Origin of the sequence: Romboutsia faecis, from assembly GCF_014323405.1 — a bacterium.
Lineage (GTDB): Bacteria > Bacillota > Clostridia > Peptostreptococcales > Peptostreptococcaceae > Romboutsia_E > Romboutsia_E faecis.
In genome coordinates this window covers 335,982-356,331 of sequence record NZ_JACRWE010000004.1, presented here as the reverse complement: position 1 = coordinate 356,331, position 20,350 = coordinate 335,982, and the positions used below count along the sequence as shown (strand labels likewise).

The following is a 20,350-nucleotide window of genomic DNA, read 5'->3' as shown; positions in this document are numbered from 1 at the left end:
ACCAACATATACCGTTTATTTTGCTAATGTGAGTAAATTTATATTATTATACTGAGCATAAATTTTATATCTTATAGTTTAATTTACTTATTGTATATTTTCGTTTCGTACATTACTTTGAGGTGCACTTTGAATATTACCTTTGTTTCCACCTCTGCCTCCTCCAGGCATTCCCATACTTTCACCTGATGAAACTCCATCTTGAGCAATACTTGTTATACTACTTGATACTGTAGAACTTCCAACTTCATTTCCCTTGCTATACGTTCCTCCTGAGTATAATCCATCACTTTGAGTTCCTGTTGAGCTTCCTCCTACATAAACTTTATATGTCGAGTTAGATTTTATTTCTGGAGAAGATACTACAATAGATTGATAATTTTTTGATGGTGCAAATGTTAATACATCGTTTCCACTTTCATCTTCAACATGTATTATAGAATTAGCACCTTGCTGCGATACACTAATATTTAAAGAGTTTTGACTTGATGAATCACTAGGGGTTTGAACCATGCCTAAACTTCCTGATGCTACTAAAGTTCCTCCTGATATATTAAATCTTCCATCATAATCCAATGCTCCATTTCCACCATTAGTTGGTCCATTTACGATAACAACTCCATCATTCATTTCTATATTACCATTTGAATCTATTCCATCTCCATCTGCATCTACTACAATATATCCTCCATTAATATTTATTGCTCCATTATCCTCAGAATCAAAATTATTTTGACCTGGTCTACCATTCGTTGAAGAACCATCATTTCCTCCAGCTGCATTCATGCCATCATCACTTGCTACTACATGTATTTTCCCATAATTAATAGTTATAACTTCACTTTCTATTCCTTCATATGACTTAGTTACATTTATATTCCCACCATTAATTTCTAAAGTAGAATCTGAATGTATTCCATCATCTCCTGAAGACATATTTATAGTACCGCTATTTATCACTAAACTGTCATTTGAGTGGATTGAGTCATCTGATGAATCTATATCCATAGTACCTCCATCTATAGTTATGTTTACACCTGCTTTAATACCCTTTGCACTAGTAGATTCTTCAGATGTATCTGTATTTTCTGTCGGAGTAGTTTGCTCGTTTGGCCTTTTAGGTATCTGATCTGATCTTCCTCCCCAGTTACCCCATTCTTGATTATTCTTATCACTACTACTATTGGCACTTCCTCCTCCAGAAGAAATTTTTATATCTCCATCCTTAATTAAAGTATTAGTTTCTCCTTGTATTCCATCTTGACCTGCTGTAATATCTAGCTTTCCACCTTCTATGGATACATATCCTTTTGATGTATCTTCAGTATTGTTAGATTTAATTCCATCTCCACCTGCATTTATAGTTATATTTCCGCCAGTTACAACTACAGAATCCTTACCTCTTAATGCATCTCCAACTGAAGTAACATTTATATTTCCATTTTGTATTACTAAATCATCTTTACTTACGATAGCTCTATCATAATTTCCACTTACCTCTAAAGATCCTGTTCCTATAAAAGTTAAATCTTCTTTACTAAATATAGCTGCATTGGGTTCGTCTGTAGTTTCATCTTCAAAAACATACTCTGTACCATCTTTTATATAATTTTCTGTACCATCTGCTAAAGCAATAACTGTTTTTTTAGAGCTTATAACATTAATAGCTGCACTATTAGAGCATGTAATATTAGCATCATCTAAAAGAATATAGGTCTTTTCTTCTTTATTTGTATTAATGATTATTTGTCCATTACTTAAACTACCGCTTATACTATAAGTTCCTGCATTTGTAATAGTAATAATATTATTTTCAATAGTTACTCCTTCACCTTCTACTGCTGTATTATCATCTGATAGCTTTATATATGTATCTATATCTCCTATTGATTCACTTTTTGGTGAAGTTGTTGTTATTTGTGAATTCTTTGTAGAATTACTAGATGAATCATTACTTTTATTTGAGCATCCTGTAATTGATACACATAAAGAAAATATCGATATGATTGATATAAGTCTTTTATTCATGTCTATTCCTCCTACTATAATTATCAACTTGGCTTATTTTAATATATTAAGCTTATGAATTATTTCTTATTTGCTAATAAGTTTAAAGTTGTTTTTACTTAACATCTTAGCTTTAAAATATAGTAGCACTTCTATCTTAAATCAATCTTAAAATACTTACTTTATCGTAAATATTTACTCTTTAATTCTAAAATTCTATAAACACTTTCATCTATTCTATCTTCACTTAAATCTCCATTTTTTATAGATAACTCAATTTCTCTAATAACGGATGTTATTGTATCTAGCCCTCCTCCTATTAAAATAATATCACTTCCCGCTTTTATACTTTCTATACTTGCTTTCTCTACACTTATAGTGTTCGTTATAGCTGACATATTCATATCATCAGTTATTACAACATTGTCAAATCCTAAATTTTCTCTAAGCAAACCGCTTATTACAGCTTTAGACAATGAAGAAGGATTTTTGCTATCAATTTCATTTAAAACAATATGTGATACCATTACCACATCACAATTATTTTCTATTGCCTTTTTAAAAGGTATAAATTCAAATTTTTCAAGTTCTTCTAAAGTTTTATATACTATAGGTAAGCCTACATGTGAATCTACCTCAGTATCTCCATGTCCTGGGAAGTGTTTTACGCAAGCTATTATATTTTCATCCTGTAATCCTTTCATCATTTCTATTCCCATAGTTGATACAATTTCTTCATTATTTCCAAAAGCTCTATTTCCTATCACTGTATTTTTAGTATTGCTATAAATATCTAGTACAGGTGCAAAGTCCATATTAATACCATATTTACTTAGTACTTCACCCATTTTTCTTCCATTCTCATAAGCATATTCTTTATCATCTTTAGAACCAACTTCAGAAGCGCTTGGAAATTTATTTATATCGTCTGGAAGTCTACTAACTCTACCACCTTCTTCATCAATAGATATAAACAATGGAATGCTTGTATTTAGCTTACTAATATCTTCTAGTAATGATTTTAATTGTGAAGATGTTTCTATATTCTCCTTAAATAATATTAGACCTCCTACCTTTTCATCTTTAATTAGTGTACTTAATTCATTATTTACAGAAATTCCATTAAATCCAACTAATAACATTTGCCCTATTTTTTCTTCCAACGTCATTTCATTTAAAATTTCTTTTATAGCCTCATGTCTAGACTTATTACATCCAACAAAAACTACCATTAAAGCTATTATCAAATATTGTATTATTCTTATTTTTTTCATAATATGATTATTGCCATGTTTATAGATTTTACTTCAACTTACTATTAAATTTACTAAATTTGTATATAAAAAAAGTACCTCAATATATTAATACGATATTGAAATACTTTCTTATTAATCCTAATTTCCTAATACTTCATTTAAAGCATCATATGTGAAATTTATTATCTCATCACATCCAACTTTACTTCTTTTTAAATCTAGACATAACTCAGAATTATATTTTGTTCTAACTCTCGTCATTAACTCTTTAGAATACTTTCTAGCTTCATTTTGACTTAGCTGGCTATCTCTACCTTTTAGATATCCTATTATAACTATAGCTGCATTTACAGCTCCACATAAACTTCCAACAGTCATTCCTACACCCATTCCACTACCTATTGATACTGGAATGTCTGTGTTATGTTCTTCATTGTAAGATTTTATCAATGATTCTGCACAAGTATAACCTTGACTATGATATATTGCTGGTTTTGTCATTTCATACACCCTTTCAATGATTTTTTATAATTCATTTATATCTATATTCTATATTAAATAGGAGACAAGTTCTGTGATATTGTCACATATTTTTTAATATCAAGTTCTAATCTCTATGCATATTAGTAAGTATAGCAAAAAAGTTGTACAAAATACATATAAATATTCTGTACAACTTATGATTCTATAATAGTAGTAAATTTTGAGGGAGAACTACTATTAAATCTATGTTAATAAGGGTATTTGCTAATTTATTTAACTTCCTTTTCTTTAGTTATATAATACTACTGGTATATGAATTTAATGTAAATTTATTATGAAAAAAATATAAATTATAATATTATTAATTCTTTAACTATTTGATTTTATTATATTTAATCTATAAATTTATCTTTACATAAAATTTAATTTATATTATACTAAATATCAGTGGGAACTTATATTTAGTATAAGTATTACGCTAGCCCAAATAAAAGCACCTATCTTTGATAGGTGCTTTTCCGTTTTATACTTGTTTATTATAAAAATTTTTCTGAAACTCTATTCCAAAATTCATACCCCTCTAACCTTAATAGATGTATCTTTTTATCAGATTTAAAGACTCTTACCTCATCAATATGAGTAAACTTGTATTGGGTGCCATCAATTACTATCAATATTGAATTTTCAAAATCATACTCTGGAGATATTGTTATAACTGATGTTGTAGGCAAAATTATGCTTGATGTAAATGATCTGTATGCATTAGTATTCATTGGAGCAATCGGTGTTAATTGAAGTAAATTAAGTTCTGGATCAACAATACTTCCTCCTGCAGAATAGTTATATGCAGTAGATCCTATTGGAGTAGATATTAGGATTCCATCTCCACTAAAACTTTCTATTTTTATGCCATTTACCTTTAAATCTAAATGAACCGTTCTTGATTTTATATTTTTTATAACAATTTCATTTATAGCAGTTATATCTATACTCTGATTTTTTGTACATATAGTAGCTTCTAGCGGTCTTACCTTCTGAATAAAGTATTTATCATTAGTATAAGCTTTAATAAAATCATCAATTTGATTAGGTGATAATTCTGCCAAGAAACCTAAATGACCTGTATTTATAGCTAAAACAGGTACCTCTATAAAGTTAAATCTATGAACAGTTTTTAAAAAAGATCCATCCCCACCTATGGATATTAACAACTCTGTATTCTTTTCTATTTTATTACTTACATAATATCCAGCCTCATTTAATTTTTGTGTTAAGATATCTTTAACCTTTATGGATTGCTTTAAAGTATTAGAAGATACCGTTACTACCTTTTCCATATTATGCCTCACTTTATTGTTATTTACTAACATCATCTCCATACATAGGTGATGGCTCTCCATATCCACCTGCAACAGATAAAATCTCTCCTGTAATAAATGATGAATCATCACTAGCTAAAAAAAGTACAGCCTCTGCTATATCTTTAGGTTGTCCAAATCTTTTAAGAGGAACATGTTTTAAAAATACATCTATAAATTCTTGAGACATATTTTGCAGTGCAGCATCTGTAGCTATAAGCCCAGGTAAAATTGCATTACATCTTATATTAGATCTTGCATATTGAACTGCAATATTTTCAGTAAGTGAATTTACCGCAGCTTTTGATACACAGTACCCTATTCTTGATAAGTCAGGTAATATAGATCCTATTGATGAAATATTAACTATACTTCCCCCTCCGTTCTTTTCCATGTACGGTACTGCTATTTTACAAGGTATATACACACTTTTTACATTATTATTTAATGTTTCAAAAAAAGTTTCTTGGTCTCCATCCACTAAGTTGCTATCTTTTCTAGCATCTGTTCCTCCATAATTATTTACTAATATATCAATTTTACCTGCATCATTAACAACTTCTTCAACCATAGTTTTATAAGTTTCTTCTTTAGTTGCATCAAAATATACTGCCTTAGCTTTATAATTTGATTTTGCTAACTCATTACAAATTTCTTTAGCTGCATCTAATCTCCTTGCACCTATATATACAATTGCTCCATTTTCGGCTAATGTTTTAACCGATTGAAGCCCAATTCCCCTTGTACCAGAAGTTACCAATGCAACTTTTCCATCTAATTTACCCATTCTAAATTTCTCCTTTATACAAATAATAATTATCTATTCTTACAATCATTATGATTATTATTTGTAGATTTATATTTACTATTTATAATTTGGGTAGTTTTATAATAAATTCTGTTCCTTCATTAAGTTTACTATTTACAAATATTTCACCATTATGAGCATTTACTATGCTCTTTGATATAGTAAGTCCTATACCTATGCCTCCAGTTTCTTTATCCCTAGACTTGTCTGTTCTATAAAATCTTTCAAATATAAACTCTCTATCTTCATTAGGAATACCTATTCCATTATCTTTGAATGATATAATTATATTGTTATTTTCTTGGTATCCCTTTATATCTATCTTTCCATTTTCAAAAGTATACTTAATAGCATTAGATAATAAATTAATTATAACTTGAGAGAACTGATTTTTATCTAATCTTATATATATATCATCTATATTGCATTTAATTTTTATATTCTTTTCTAATGCATTGCTTTCATAGTTATAAATAATATTTTGTATAAGTTCTTTTAAATTAGTATTGGTTTTATTCAATATATTCTTCTCACTATCAAATTTTGATAGTAATCTAAGATGTCCCACTAAGTCACTAAGTCTAGTTACTTCTTCTCTTATACTTATAAGCCTCTCTGGTGTTGCTTCCCATATACCATCTATTATTGCATCTAAATGACCTTGAATACTAGTTAATGGAGTTCTAAGTTCATGAGCTACATCAGTCGTAATCCTTTTCCTTAATTGTTCTTGCTCACTTAGCTTACAAGATAATTTATTGATTGATTCTACTAACTCTTTAACTTCTTTTATATTATTTTTATAATCCACTTTGTTTTTATACTTCCCATCCCCTATGGCTTTTGCCATAATAGATACTTTTTCTATAGGGTTTGATATAGATTTAGAGATTATTATAGATATAATTATTATACTTCCTATAGAAATAACACTTATTATTTGCATAAATGTATTTACTATATTTAAAAACATAATGTCATTCTCCATGTAGTATATAGATTCATAGTAAAGTATATTAGCATAGCCAACTATATTATTATTTTCATCATATATATCAACTTTATATTCCTTTAGTTTAGGACTCCAATTTTCCTCTATACTTTGCATATTTTCTCTTATATTATTCAAAATCTCATTTGATAAGTTTTTATTATCTTTAAGTACTCCATATATTATATTACTATTTGTATCATATATTTCTAATGCAATTCCTTTTTCAATGGAGTCTTCACATAATTTTTCAATTATGTTAATATCCCACTGATCATCTATATATATTTTCTTCAAGTCAAAAGTCACTAAATGCTTTACTTCTGCTTTGTTATTATCATCTACATATTTGCCAAACTCGCTTTCAAAAGTTTTTCTAACAAATACTGTAATTATTAAAATAGTTAAGGTCATTATTATTGCAAAGGATATTGTTATTTTATTTCTTAGAGATATTGATTTATTGCTTAAGGCCAAACTTATATCCTATTCCATAAACAGTTTGTATAATCTTACAATCTTTATGGTCTCTTTCTATTTTTTGTCTTAAGTTTTTTATATGACTATCAATAACTCTATCATCCTTTTCATAATAACCTTCTTCTAAATTATTTAGAATTTCTACCCTTGTATATACTTTTTTCGGATTAGATGCCATCATTAATAGTATTTTATATTCTGTACTAGTTAATGAAACTAGCTCTCCTCTTATTTTAACCTCATAAGATAATGTATTAATTTCTACTTCATTATCAAACTTTATTATATAATCATTACTAATATTTTTAATTCTTTTTAAAATAACCTTAACTCTAAGAACTAACTCTTTTACGTTAAATGGTTTACATATATAATCATCACAACCTAAATTAAATCCTTCTATTCTATCATGCTCTTCTATCTTTGCAGTAAGCATAATTACAGGAATATCTGATTTTGACCTAATATACTTACATAACTCTTCACCACTTATATCTGGTAACATTCTATCTAAAATTACTATGTCATATCTTACTTTATCAAATTGCTCTATAGCATTCTTTCCATTATAAACAACATAAGTATTATATCCTTCCTTATCTAAATAAGCTTTAATAAATTCGCAAATTTTTTTCTCGTCATCAACAATTAATATATTTACCATCTAACATTCTCCTACAAATTTGTTTTTATCTCTATTCCTATAGTATAACGTACAATATTAACCAATCTATATATTACTTTTAAAATACAATAAAGAGGTATATCTTAAAATTAATTAAGATAATACCCCCTTATTTTTAAATATTTACTTTATATTCCTAAAAAAAGTTTTGCAAAACTAAAGTATATCATTAGTGCAAATGCATCCACTATAGTTGTTATTAATGGACTTGCCATTATAGCTGGATCAAACTTTAACTTTTTAGCTATTATTGGAAGTAAACTTCCAACAACTTTTGCTATAATCACTGTAAAGAATAAACTTCCGCATACAGTAAGCGTAATCATTAAATCCGTTTTTTCTAATAAATATATTCTAAAAAAATTTACAGTTGAAAGAATTATTGCTACTATCAAACTTACTCTAAATTCCTTCCACATAACTTTTAAATAGTCTTTTATTTTTATATCACCTAAAGCCAATCCTCTTATTATTAGTGTAGATGATTGTGAACCCGCATTTCCACCTGTGTCCATAAGCATAGGTATAAATGCAGCTAATATTACTACAGATTGCAATACATCATCAAATTGCTTAATAATAGATCCCGTTATAGTAGCAGATATCATTAGTACCAAAAGCCAAATAACTCTATGTTTTGCTAGCTCTGTTACTGGAGTTTTTAAATATTGCTTTTCATTTGGATGCATAGCTGCCATTCTTTGAATATCTTCTGTATTTTCTTGATCAATTATATCTATAATATCATCTACTGTTATTATGCCTACTAATCGATTTTCAAAATCTACTACTGGCATACATGTTATATCATATTTTTTAAAATCAGATGCTACCATCTCTCTATCTTCTATTGTCTTAGTTGAAATTATATTTTTATCCATTATATTTTCCAGAACATCATCTTCATTCTTTAAAATTAATTGCTTTAAAGGTAGTGTTCCCTTTAATTTTCTATTTTTATCAATTATAAAACAAGTATCAACATCTTCTTTTTTAGAGCATTCATATCTTATATAATTTATAGCTTCTTTAACTGTCATACTTTCTTTCAAATCTAAAAATTCTATTGTCATAATAGACCCTGCAGAATTTTCATCGTATTTCAAAAATTGATTTATAAGTTCTCGTTTTTCTTTCGTAGTATTTTTTAGAACCTTTTTTACAATATGTGATGGCAGCTCTTCTATAAAGTCTACCGTATCATCTAAAAATAATTTATCTGTTATATCTTTTATCTCATTATCTGTAATTAATTGAATTATATTTTGTTTCATTTCTTTATCAAGATATGAAAATACCTCAACTGCCATATCCTTTGGTAATATTCTAAATGCTAGTACTGCTTCTTCATCTCTCAAATAAATCATATCCCTAGCTATATCTACCGAATTTAGCTTTTGAAAATATTCACTTAATTCTAATATTCTTCTTTCTTCTATTAAATTACTTACTACTTTTACCATGATAATTACTCCTTAATACAGAGTTCATATCATTCATTCAAAAATATTGTGAAGTATATGAACTCTATTTGTTTAGATTTATTCTCTTTTGTTTTCAGTAGAGGATCACTGTCCATATAAATCACACCCTTTCCCTTTATTTATCTTCATTATATGTTACAAATATGGAGAACTTATGAAGAAAAATAAAATCATTTTTAGTTTTTTATTACTTTTTATTGACAAACCTAAATTATCTGAATATACTTACTTTTATAAAAGAAATTAAAAGGAGATTTAATGATGAATACTAATATAAACCTAGATTTATTAAAAGTTAATAAGTTTTATTACTTTAGCTATTTTAGATAGGTTTGTATTTATGATATATAGTCTTACATCATAGATACAAACTCAAAAAGTTTGTATCTATGATGGCTAACGTTGTTATACAATAAATGTGGTCACATAGATAATAACTATGTGACCTTTTGTTTTATCCTAGGTATAAAAGGTCATATAGTTTAAGCTATGTGACCTTTTTATTTTATTAAAATATATTTTTAAGATAAAATCTTAGGAGGAGATTATTACAATGGAAAAAATATCTGATAAAAAAATGTCTCTCGAAGACAATAGAGAAAACTTCTCTTCAAAATTTGGATTTATAGTATCATGTGTTGGAGCTGCCTTAGGCTTAGGTAACATATGGATGTTCTCTTATAAATTAGGTACATATGGTGGTGCTGCATTCTTAATACCGTACTTCTTATTTGTATTCTTACTTGGAACAACTGGACTTATTGGTGAATTTACACTTGGTAGAACTTTTAAATCCGGTTCTATGGTTGGTATAAGTAAAATATTTGAAAGTAGAAATATGAAGTTTTCTTCTATATTCTCTGCTATACCTGTAATAGGATTATTTGGTATATTCATGTTTTACTCTATAGTTATAGGTTGGATTTTAAAATACTTTGCACTTAGTTTAACTGGTGATATAAATAATATAGATATACCAACATACTTTGATTCATTTGCTGGAACTACTGCATCTGTTCCCTGGTTTTTATTATCAGTATGTATAACTTTACTAGTAGTTTGCTTTGGAGTATCTAAGGGTATAGAAAAATTAAATAAAATAATAATGCCATTATTACTTTTACTATTTATATTCCTTACTATAAGATCTATTTCTTTACCTGGAGCTATGGCTGGTGTTGAATACTTACTTAAACCCAGATGGGAAGCTTTACTTAGTTTAGAAACTTGGATTATGGCATTAGGGCAAGCATTCTTCACTGTATCTCTTACGGGTTGTGGTATGGTTGTTTACGGAAGTTACACAAATAATAAGTTTGATATAATTAGTTCTGCTATCAATACTGCTATATTCGATACTATAGCTGCATTACTTGCTGCATTTATGATAATGCCTGCTGTTTTCTCTTTTGGTTTTGACCCATCAGCTGGACCTTCACTTTTATTTATAACTGTACCTTCTATATTTAAAGTAATGCCTTATGGAAATATTATTAGCATATTCTTTTTCTTAAGTATTATATTCGCAGCAATATCTTCTTCAGTTAGTATGCTAGAAGGTCCTGTTGAAGCATTATTATCTGTTACTAAGATTAGTAGAAAAAAAGCATCTATACTTATTTCTACCTTATGTTTTGTATTAGCTTTACCTTTAGCTACTAGTATTGATAAGTTTAATTCTTTCACAGACTTTATAACTATAATACTATCTCCTATTGGAGCTACTATTTCTGCTATATCAATATTCTTCTTATTTAAAGGAAATGTTTTATCTGAGATAAATAAAGGAGCTAAGCGACCTCTTGGAAATTGGTTCTTACAATTTGCTAGATTTATATTCGTTCCAGTAACTGTTATAGTTATTATATTAGGTTCAGTTTACGGTGGTATAGGTTAATATAAATCTTGATAATTAAATTAAAAGCCATATTGTTTCACTTAACAATATGGCTTTATTTGATATTATTTTTTACTATTATATTGTCTAAGTAATGCTTCTTCTCCCATTGCAACTAACTTCTTACTCATTTGACCACCAACACGTCCACCTATTTCTCCATTTTGATATGAGGTACTATTAGCTCCATTTAAATTAGTATTTTCCATTCCTAATTCATTAGCTATTTCTAGCTTCATTTGATTTAGCGCTGCCTTTGCATTTGGGTCTACTGGTTTATTTGCCATATATAACCTCCTACTTTTTATTTATAATCTTACATTTATAAGATTCATTTTTTCGGAGTTCTTTATTCATATTTCTTAAATTTCTTTTGTACTTGCAAATTCTTCTTGAAGACTTTTATCAGCATCATTATCTTCACCTTCGCCATACATTATGCTTATTATTTTACCACTTATTGTAACTGCTATTAATGAAAATAATATTTGTTTAAAACTTAGGTAAGATAAAGATAATATTAATACTATAAAATCTGTAATCATATATATATGATTTACCTTAAAAAAAGTAAGCTTTGCTCCTACTAAAGCTATGACATCATCTCCTCCAGCTGCTCCTCCAGCCCTAACTATTATACCTATACCAATACCTACACCCATACCTGCAAGAATACTTGCAAGAAGCATATTATTACTTAAATTTGGAACTATAAATCCAATACTCTCCCACATCTTATACCAGCTTGAAAAAGATAAACTAGCAAAAATAGAAAGAACTAAAAACTGCTTTCCAAAAAATTTAGCTCCAAGAGCAAATAAAGATAAATCTATTATTAATGCTGTAACTGATGGAGATATATCAAATATATTTTTTATAAGAAGTAATAAGCCTAATACCCCGCCTTCAGTAACACCATTTTGATAGTTAAAGTTAAAACTTCCAAAGGCTAATATACAACTTCCTAAAACTATTAATGCTAAATTTTTTATATATTTTTTTATCCACATAAAATCCTCCTAGATTATTATCCATAATATTATTATAGACCTTGGTATTATACCAAGGTGAATAGTTTTTTATAAAAAAAGAGAACCCCTAAAATTTTTTGAGTCCTCTTTTTGCTATATTAAATATTATAATATATTATCGAATATATTCTAGATAAACCTTCATTTCTTCATCAGTTGGACCTATTTTCCCATGTAGTTCTAGTCCTTCTTGTCTTACACCGTACTTTCTATAAGCATTAAGCTTATATTTACATTTGCCATTAATAATCTTAGATACCTCTTTAACAGTATATTCATTATTTAGATTTGGAGCTATTACAGTTCTTACTTCATGAAGTTTATCTTTATCTAATAGATATTTTAAATTTTTTAAAACTATATCATTGCTTAATCCAGTAATTCTTACACTCTCTTCTTCATCCATACACTTAATATCTAACATAAATTTATCTGTTACATTTACTAAGTCTTCTTTTTCGCTAAGATCTAAGGTTCCATTTGTATCTACAAAGCAAGTAAGATTAAGCTCCTTTTTTACTTTAGTAAATAACTCCACTAAAAAATCTGCATTAAGAGTACACTCACCTCCACTTACAGTTATACCTTGAATGAATGGTTTAACTTTTTTTATTTCTTCAAATAATTTATCTACTGAATAATCTTTAGTTCTTGGAGTTGATAAACTTTTACACGTTTTAATACAGTTATCACATTCTACGCATTTATATTCATCCCATATAACCTTACCATCATTCATTTCTAAAGCATTAACTGGGCAAGTTAAAACACACTTGCCACAGTTTATACACTTATTGATAGTTTCTGGATTATGACAATAAGTACATTTTAAATTGCACCCTTGGAAAAATATAGCTGTTCTATTTCCAGGACCATCGATACAAGAAAACGGAATTATTTTATTTACTAAAGCCATAATTAATCTCTAAGCCTTCTATCAAAAGCTTTAGCACCATTTTTTGCATTCATACCGAACACAGTTGCATTATTTTTAACTGCTTTTCCGCTTTCAAGCTCTGCTACTTCAGATTTTTTTACAAGATATCCTGTTACACGCACAACATCACAGCTATCTGAATAAACAGATGTATATCTTATTCCTGAATTAAATGCTCCATCAATTACATTTACTATAGCTTCAGGATTATTTTTATAAGTATCTTCAAATACAAATATATCTCCTATTCCATTGAAGAAGTATTTATGATATGGTGCAGACTGTAAAATATGCTCAAATAATTTAGGTTCTTCACCAACAGGTATTCTACATCCTGGAGATATTCCAGTATCTGAATCTATACCAACTTGAGCATGTAGCACATGATTCCCACCAAAACAATTTACATATATTGATTTATATGAGCTTACTATAGAATTAAGCTTTTCAATTATTTTTAAACCTAAATCATTAGCCTCTTTCGAATGACCAAATCTATCTTTTTGCTCAGTAGCATTTAATAAATGATTTACAGCTTCAGCAAGACCTACTAAGCCAAACATACCTGTGAAAAGATCTCTATTTATAAATCCTTCTTTTACAAGGAAGTTAGATTTGAAAAATGCTGCTTCTTCTACTAAGAACTTTATTCTTTCATCTATATATTCAAGCATCTTTTTAGCTGCAAATGGTAATTTGTTATCTAAGAAATCTTCAACTGATCCTGATGACTCGGCTAATCTACTTAATACAAGTCTTACTAGGGTATATCCACCCCCACCTATAATAAATCCATTGTAACAACTTGCTAGTGCATAATTTTCTGTTCCAAAATCTTCTACATCCATTTTATGATTTGCAAAACTCGGTTTAGCAGTTACTAAAGCTGTACTTGCACATAATTCTATAAATTCCTTAGAAGTTATGTCTTTATCATATTTAACTGTTAAATTTGGCATAGCACATTCTAATTCTTTCATAGCTTTAAGTATTAATCTACCTGCTTTTGTATCTACTGGACCTATATTTGCATGAACAAATGAATCAGTAAGCGATCTATCTATATGTTTTAAATATAATTTTATAGCTTTATACGCTTCTTCCTCATCTTTTACAAATGGTTCTAAAAGTGTATCTATGTTACCTAAGTATACTGGGTATGATGTTATAGATGGTACATGCTTATATAATATTAATAAATTATTAGTTGCTTCCCATATGTCAGTTGGTACATCTAAGTCTAAGAACTTACACCCTTTTTCCATTAATACTTCATAATTTGGTATAACATATCTTGGTCTATAAGGAGCGTTGCCCTCGAACATAGTACATATTATTTCTGCATCAAGAAGTTTTTTAGTTTCTTCATCTATATTTAATACATTTAGAGTGCTTTCAGCTTGACCTGCTAACTGTAATACTTGTTGATTGTAAGTTAATGTTTCATTTTTTATGATATTTAATACTTGTTCCATTATTTTTCCTCCATAATTTTATGTATTTTTATTTATATATTATTTAATTGATTCTAGCTTATAAGATAGTCTATTAAACTGTTCTCTTGTTATTGATATACTTTTTCGGTTTACTGAAATTAGGTTCTCTTCTTTTAGTATTTTTAAATTTCTATTAATTGTTCTTATTGAAAATCCTAATATTGACCCAATTTCTTCTCTAGTTTTTTCTAAAATAGCAATATCCTTATCTTCATTTTCAAAAACATTCATCAAATAAGTTATTAATATACATATTGATGGATATGCTAGTCCTTCACCTGTTTTTAAAGATTGTTCATACATACTTTTCGATACAAAATGCAATACCTCTAAAGTCAATTCTTGGTCATTAGTAATCCACTCAATAAAGTCTTTCTTTGGTATTTCAAGTATTATACACTCTGTACTAGCTTGTAATGTAGATGAATAGTTTTGTTTGTTAGCCATGACCTCCATCACACCTATGTATGATATAGGGTTTATACTAGCAAAACTATAAATAAATCCATTTTCAAACTCATTTCTGACCTGCATCTTACCTTGACAACTTATATAAATACTTTCTATGTCATTTCCTTTTAATACTACTATCTTTCCTTTATCAACAACTCTTATTTTGCATTTTGACTTTATTTCAATTGGTATCTTTTCAATAAACCTTTTGGCCTCTTCATTTATAATGCGATTATAAAATAAGCTATTTTGCATATTTTAATTTCTCCTAACGAACATTTTATTGTTCTACTATTATTTTATCATTATTAAAAAATAACAAAAGGACATATGTCCCTTTATATATTTTATAATACATTTTTTAACATAAAAAATCCACATCAAATTTGATGTGGATTAATGGTGATCCATCCGCGACTCGAACGCGGGACACCCTGATTAAAAGTCAGGTGCTCTACCGACTGAGCTAATGGATCATAACATACAGAGATTCGAACGTCGGAAACACTGCTAAAAAAGCGTTGCTCTATTTACTTCTACATATATTATTTTACAATTTTATTGATTATATACATATGAAAATAATAACTTCTTATGTACAATAATGATACTATATATAATTAACTTATAAATATAATTTTTCAGCCATTACAAAATCTAAAAATCAATTAAATAATATAAATAAAAACACTGTCTATATAGACAGTGTTTTTATTTATATATTCTCTACCATACTTTCCTTTTTCTTAAACTCTTTTGCTAAAAATATCATTACTATCACCATTGCTCCTATATCTGCAATAGGTTGAGATGCCCATACTCCATTTAATCCATAGAACTTTGGTACTAAAAGTATTACTGGTATTAATATTATTACTTGTCTTAATAGACTTAAAAGCATAGATTTTTTAGCACTTCCTATTGATTGGAAATACACCGCTCCTAAAATTGAAATTCCTATTGTCGGAAGTGTTATTAAGTTTATATTTATACCATTAATAGCTAAGTTCATAAGTTCAGAGTCCTTTGTAAATATTCCTACAAATACCTTAGGGAATAACTTAATTAGTATGCATCCAATTGTTAATATAATTGTTGCAGCTAGTATAGCTAGTAATAATGTTCTTTTTGTACGTTCTGGCTGTTTTGCTCCATGGTTATATGCAATTATAGTTTGCATTCCTTGACTTAGTCCAAACACTGGCATTAAGAACATTAAAGATATTGATGTTACTGCTGTCATAGCACCTATTGCTAAATCTCCACCATATATTTTTAGCACTCTATTTGTAACTAGGTGTATTGATCCTGCTGCAAGCTCCATACAAAATGGAGTCAAAGCTATTACTACTATAAGCTTTAAATAATTTTTATCTAATTTTATATTCTTTAATTTTAATTTTAAATTTGATTTTCCTAATGTAAAATAATGTGTAGACCAAAGACACACTACTAATTGACAGATTACTGTCCCTACAGCTGCTCCTCTTATTCCCATTCCAAATCCAAATATAAATATAGGATCTAATATTAAATTTAGAATACAACTTATTATCATCATCTTTGCAGCTAACTTAGGATTCCCTTCAGCTCTTATTGCACTATTTAAAGCAAATCCAGGTAAGTTAAACCACGCACCTGCAAATATTACACTCATATATTCTCTAGCATATTTAATAGTATGATTACTTGCTCCAAATATATAAAGTATATCATCTAAAAAGAAAATTCCTACAAGTAATATTGCTATTGATACCGCTAATTCTAAAGCAACTGTACTTCCTAAAATTTCTTCAGCTTCTTCTTTATTGCCTTCTCCTAACTTTATCGAAATATTTGTGCTACCTCCAATTGCTATTGCAACACAAAATGCTCCTAAAATTGTAAACAAAGGCATTGTTACTCCAAGACCTGATATAGCAAGTGCTCCTACATCCTTTATAGATCCTATAAAAGCTCTATCTACAGTATTATATAAAGATGTTACCATCATCGCTAATATAGCTGGTACTGAGTATTTAATTAATAAACTTACTATTCTTTCTTCTTTTAATGCTCGTTGATTATCCATAAATTCTACCTATCCTACCATGTCATAAGTTATGCATACTGGTTTATGAGTTCTAGGATCTTGTACAATTTCTGCATCTATATTAAATAATTCTTTAAGATTTTCCTTTGTCATTACTTCATATGCGTCACCTTGACATACTATCTTTCCTTTTTTTACACCGATCATGTGATCTGCAAATCTAGCTGCATTGTTAAGTTCATGTATTACCATAACTATAGTTGTTCCTTGAGTTCTATTTAATTCTTCTAATAAATTTAGTACTTCAAGTTGATGTGCTAAATCTAAATAAGTTGTTGGTTCATCAAGTACAAGTATATCTGTTTGTTGGGCCAAAGCCATAGCTATCCAAGCTCTTTGTCTTTGTCCCCCTGATAGAGCTTCTATCGGTCTATCTCTAAATTCTTTTATCCCAGTTACTTCTAATGCCCATGTAACTATGTCTGTATCTTCTTTTTTTAACTTTCCAAATCCTTTTTGGTGTGGAAATCTTCCATATGCTATTAGTTCTTCCACAGTAAGTCCACTTGGCGCTTGAGGGCTTTGAGGAAGTACAGCCATTGTTTTAGCTAAATCTTTTGAGCTTTGCTCTTTTATATTTTTATCATTTATATAAATATCACCACTTTTAGGTTGTATGATTCTAGCTATAGTTTTTAGTACTGTTGATTTTCCACAACCATTAGCACCTATTATCGTAGTTATTTTTCCTTTTGGTATATTTAAATTTAAATCTTTTACTATATCTAAATTTCCATATGAAATATTTAAATTTTTAGTACTTATACAATTCATATTTGTCTCCTCCTAGCTATTTAAAGCCACCTAATTATCACTAAATAAATATCTTATTCTGCTAACATTAAATAAATAAAGTATGGAACACCTATTATTGCTACAACTATTCCTACTGGAATCTCCATAGGAGCTATTAAATTCCTAGATATAGTATCTGCAACTAATAATATTAATGTTCCAACAAGAGCCGCTGCTGGAATTAATTTTTTATGTTTAGGACCTACTAATTTACGAGCAATATGTGGCGCAACCAAACCTAAAAATCCTATACTACCAGCTACTGATGTAGCAACACCCGCTAAAATAACCGCATATACTATTAATTTTCTTCTCTCTTTTTCAACTTCTATCCCTAATCCAGTTGCTACTTCATCACCTAAATTTAATGCATCTAAATATCTAGATTTGTATATTGTTAATGCCATAAATATTATTATAAAAGGTAATACTGCCATTACATACTTCCAATTTGATCCCCATATACTTCCAGATGTCCAAGCCATTACTCTATTAAATTCCTGAGTTGTGAATTTTAGTTGGAAAATTGTAAGTATTGATGTAAATGCAACATTTATACCTATTCCTATTAATAATAATCTAGATGAACTTATACCATTTTTCCATGCAAGTATATAAATTAAAAATGCTCCAAATATTGCCCCTGTTAAAGCTACTATCGGCATTGTAAATATTGTTGTATTGCTTATTCCATCATATACATTCCCATTCATAATATATATATATACTACAACAAATAGTGCTGCACCTGAATTTATACCTAGTATACCTGAATCAGCTAGGTCGTTTTTAGTGACTCCTTGTAAAATAGTACCTGCTGTAGCCAATGCTGTTCCTACTAATATTCCTATTACTATTCTCGGTAATCTTAACTTAAATATAGCTATTTCTTGACTTTTAGATCCTTGCCCTATTAATGTTTTTATAACATCCACTGGTTCTATAGATAATGATCCTAAATTCAAGCTAACTAAAAATGTAATAAATATCAATGATATTAAAATCCCTATAACTAGGGCAAATTTTTTATTTTTACTCATATTCATAATCTATTTCGTATCCTTTCTTACAAGGTATATAAACATAGGTACTCCTAATAATGCTGTTAATGATCCTATTGGAGTCTCATATGGCGGATTTATCATTCTAGCCATAATATCACTGTATACTAATAACACTGAACCTAATATCATTGAGATTGGTATTATATATTTATAGTCTGATCCTACTATAGCTTTAGCTATTTGTGGAATTATAAGACCTACAAATACTATATTACCAGCTACTGAAACTGATGCTCCAGTTAAAGCTATTACTATCATTAAGCATATAAATCTTACTAAATTTGTTCTTTGGCCTAATCCTATTGCTACTTCTTCTCCTAAGCTAAGGATCGTTATTTTCGGTGCCATTATTATAGATCCTATGAATGCAATTCCACCAACTATAAATAATAAATTTACACCTTGCCACTTAGCACTTACTAATCCCCCTGAAATCCAAAAACTTAATTGTTGTGATAAATTAAAGTACATTGAAATTCCCATTGCTAAAGATATTAATAAAGTACCTAATGCTGTTCCTGCAAGAGCAAGTTTTACTGGGTCAACCTTTCTAGCCGACCTAGAACTTACAAAATATACCAAAAGTCCACTTATACTAGCTCCAAGAAAAGCAAATATCATAAGCCCAAAACTTCCTATAACTAAATTTGGGTAAATTCTTTGTAATACAAATGCTACAGCTATCATAAATGTAGCACCTTGAGTAATTCCCATTACAGATGGCTCTGCTATTGGATTTCTTGTTATCCCTTGCATTATTGCTCCAGCTACTGCTAAAAAACCACCTACAAGTGCTGCTGCAACTGCTCTAGGTATTCTAACATCTCTAATTATCTTAATATTTACATCATTATCATTTGTAAATAAACTTTGTAATATCGTTGAGAAATCTATTTGTTTTGCTCCAAGTGATATAGACATTCCTATACCAAATATAAGCAATATTATCCCTATTATCATTAATGAATAAGCTAAGGTTTTTCTTTTTTGTTTAGCCATTCTTCATCCTCCTTACATCAAAGTTAATTGAAGT

Annotated in this window: 18 protein-coding genes and 1 tRNA gene; 1 reads left to right on the top strand and 18 read right to left on the bottom strand. The window is 28.5% G+C overall.

The window, feature by feature from the left end; translation table 11 throughout:
* Positions 1-87: 87 nt before the first annotated feature.
* The 8 genes from H8923_RS10750 to mgtE all read right to left on the bottom strand — a co-directional run bounded on the left by H8923_RS10750 (position 88) and on the right by mgtE (position 9,531).
* Entirely contained in the window at positions 88-2,028 is a 1,941-nt protein-coding gene (locus H8923_RS10750; protein ID WP_153924751.1) for a carbohydrate-binding domain-containing protein, read from the bottom strand.
* A 161-nt stretch (positions 2,029-2,189) separates the two neighbouring features.
* Complete coding sequence (nagZ, locus tag H8923_RS10745) at positions 2,190-3,281, bottom strand: beta-N-acetylhexosaminidase (RefSeq protein ID WP_153924748.1); 1,092 nt, start codon at positions 3,279-3,281, stop codon at positions 2,190-2,192.
* 120 nt (positions 3,282-3,401) lie between these two features.
* The gene (locus tag H8923_RS10740) at positions 3,402-3,764 is read right to left on the bottom strand and encodes a C-GCAxxG-C-C family (seleno)protein (RefSeq protein WP_153924744.1); all 363 of its coding nucleotides are present in this window, start codon (positions 3,762-3,764) and stop codon (positions 3,402-3,404) included.
* Between the two features lie 518 nt (positions 3,765-4,282).
* A complete protein-coding gene (locus tag H8923_RS10735; protein ID WP_153924741.1) occupies positions 4,283-5,083 on the bottom strand; it encodes an NAD(+)/NADH kinase in 801 nt (266 codons plus the stop codon).
* Between the two features lie 19 nt (positions 5,084-5,102).
* Positions 5,103-5,891, bottom strand: coding sequence for a 7alpha-hydroxysteroid dehydrogenase (gene hdhA, locus H8923_RS10730; protein WP_153924738.1), 789 nt, complete (start codon positions 5,889-5,891; stop codon positions 5,103-5,105).
* Positions 5,892-5,973: 82 nt separating this feature from the next.
* Positions 5,974-7,380, bottom strand: a complete 1,407-nt coding sequence (locus tag H8923_RS10725; RefSeq protein ID WP_243139890.1) for a sensor histidine kinase — start codon at positions 7,378-7,380, stop codon at positions 5,974-5,976.
* Positions 7,364-8,047: a response regulator transcription factor gene (locus H8923_RS10720; RefSeq protein WP_153924735.1), complete on the bottom strand. Its 684-nt coding sequence runs from the start codon at positions 8,045-8,047 to the stop codon at positions 7,364-7,366. Before H8923_RS10720 ends, H8923_RS10725 begins: the two co-directional genes overlap by 17 nt.
* A gap of 149 nt (positions 8,048-8,196) precedes the next feature.
* Positions 8,197-9,531, bottom strand: coding sequence for a magnesium transporter (mgtE, locus tag H8923_RS10715; protein WP_153924732.1), 1,335 nt, complete (start codon positions 9,529-9,531; stop codon positions 8,197-8,199).
* Between the two features lie 574 nt (positions 9,532-10,105).
* On the opposite strand from mgtE, the gene H8923_RS10710 reads away from it, so the two are divergent.
* A complete protein-coding gene (locus H8923_RS10710; protein ID WP_243139889.1) occupies positions 10,106-11,449 on the top strand; it encodes a sodium-dependent transporter in 1,344 nt (447 codons plus the stop codon).
* Between the two features lie 65 nt (positions 11,450-11,514).
* Here the strand turns inward: H8923_RS10710 and H8923_RS10705 are convergent, their stop codons facing one another.
* The 10 genes from H8923_RS10705 to H8923_RS10660 form a co-directional block, all read right to left on the bottom strand.
* Complete coding sequence (locus H8923_RS10705; protein WP_153924729.1) at positions 11,515-11,736, bottom strand: alpha/beta-type small acid-soluble spore protein; 222 nt, start codon at positions 11,734-11,736, stop codon at positions 11,515-11,517.
* A gap of 75 nt (positions 11,737-11,811) precedes the next feature.
* Entirely contained in the window at positions 11,812-12,459 is a 648-nt protein-coding gene (locus H8923_RS10700; protein WP_153924726.1) for a YitT family protein, read from the bottom strand.
* A gap of 136 nt (positions 12,460-12,595) precedes the next feature.
* Entirely contained in the window at positions 12,596-13,396 is an 801-nt protein-coding gene (locus H8923_RS10695; RefSeq protein ID WP_153924723.1) for a YjjW family glycine radical enzyme activase, read from the bottom strand.
* A gap of 2 nt (positions 13,397-13,398) precedes the next feature.
* The gene (locus tag H8923_RS10690) at positions 13,399-14,892 is read right to left on the bottom strand and encodes a YjjI family glycine radical enzyme (RefSeq protein ID WP_153924720.1); all 1,494 of its coding nucleotides are present in this window, start codon (positions 14,890-14,892) and stop codon (positions 13,399-13,401) included.
* A 39-nt stretch (positions 14,893-14,931) separates the two neighbouring features.
* On the bottom strand, positions 14,932-15,621 hold the full coding sequence (locus H8923_RS10685; RefSeq protein ID WP_153924717.1) for a Crp/Fnr family transcriptional regulator: 690 nt from the start codon (positions 15,619-15,621) through the stop codon (positions 14,932-14,934).
* A gap of 145 nt (positions 15,622-15,766) precedes the next feature.
* Positions 15,767-15,842: transfer RNA gene (locus tag H8923_RS10680), tRNA-Lys, on the bottom strand.
* 239 nt (positions 15,843-16,081) lie between these two features.
* Complete coding sequence (locus tag H8923_RS10675; RefSeq protein ID WP_153924714.1) at positions 16,082-17,437, bottom strand: MATE family efflux transporter; 1,356 nt, start codon at positions 17,435-17,437, stop codon at positions 16,082-16,084.
* A gap of 9 nt (positions 17,438-17,446) precedes the next feature.
* Positions 17,447-18,232, bottom strand: coding sequence for an ABC transporter ATP-binding protein (locus tag H8923_RS10670; protein ID WP_153924711.1), 786 nt, complete (start codon positions 18,230-18,232; stop codon positions 17,447-17,449).
* 53 nt (positions 18,233-18,285) lie between these two features.
* Positions 18,286-19,299: a FecCD family ABC transporter permease gene (locus H8923_RS10665; protein ID WP_153924707.1), complete on the bottom strand. Its 1,014-nt coding sequence runs from the start codon at positions 19,297-19,299 to the stop codon at positions 18,286-18,288.
* Positions 19,300-19,302: 3 nt separating this feature from the next.
* Positions 19,303-20,316: a FecCD family ABC transporter permease gene (locus H8923_RS10660; protein WP_153924705.1), complete on the bottom strand. Its 1,014-nt coding sequence runs from the start codon at positions 20,314-20,316 to the stop codon at positions 19,303-19,305.
* Between the last annotated feature and the right edge of the window lie 34 nt (positions 20,317-20,350).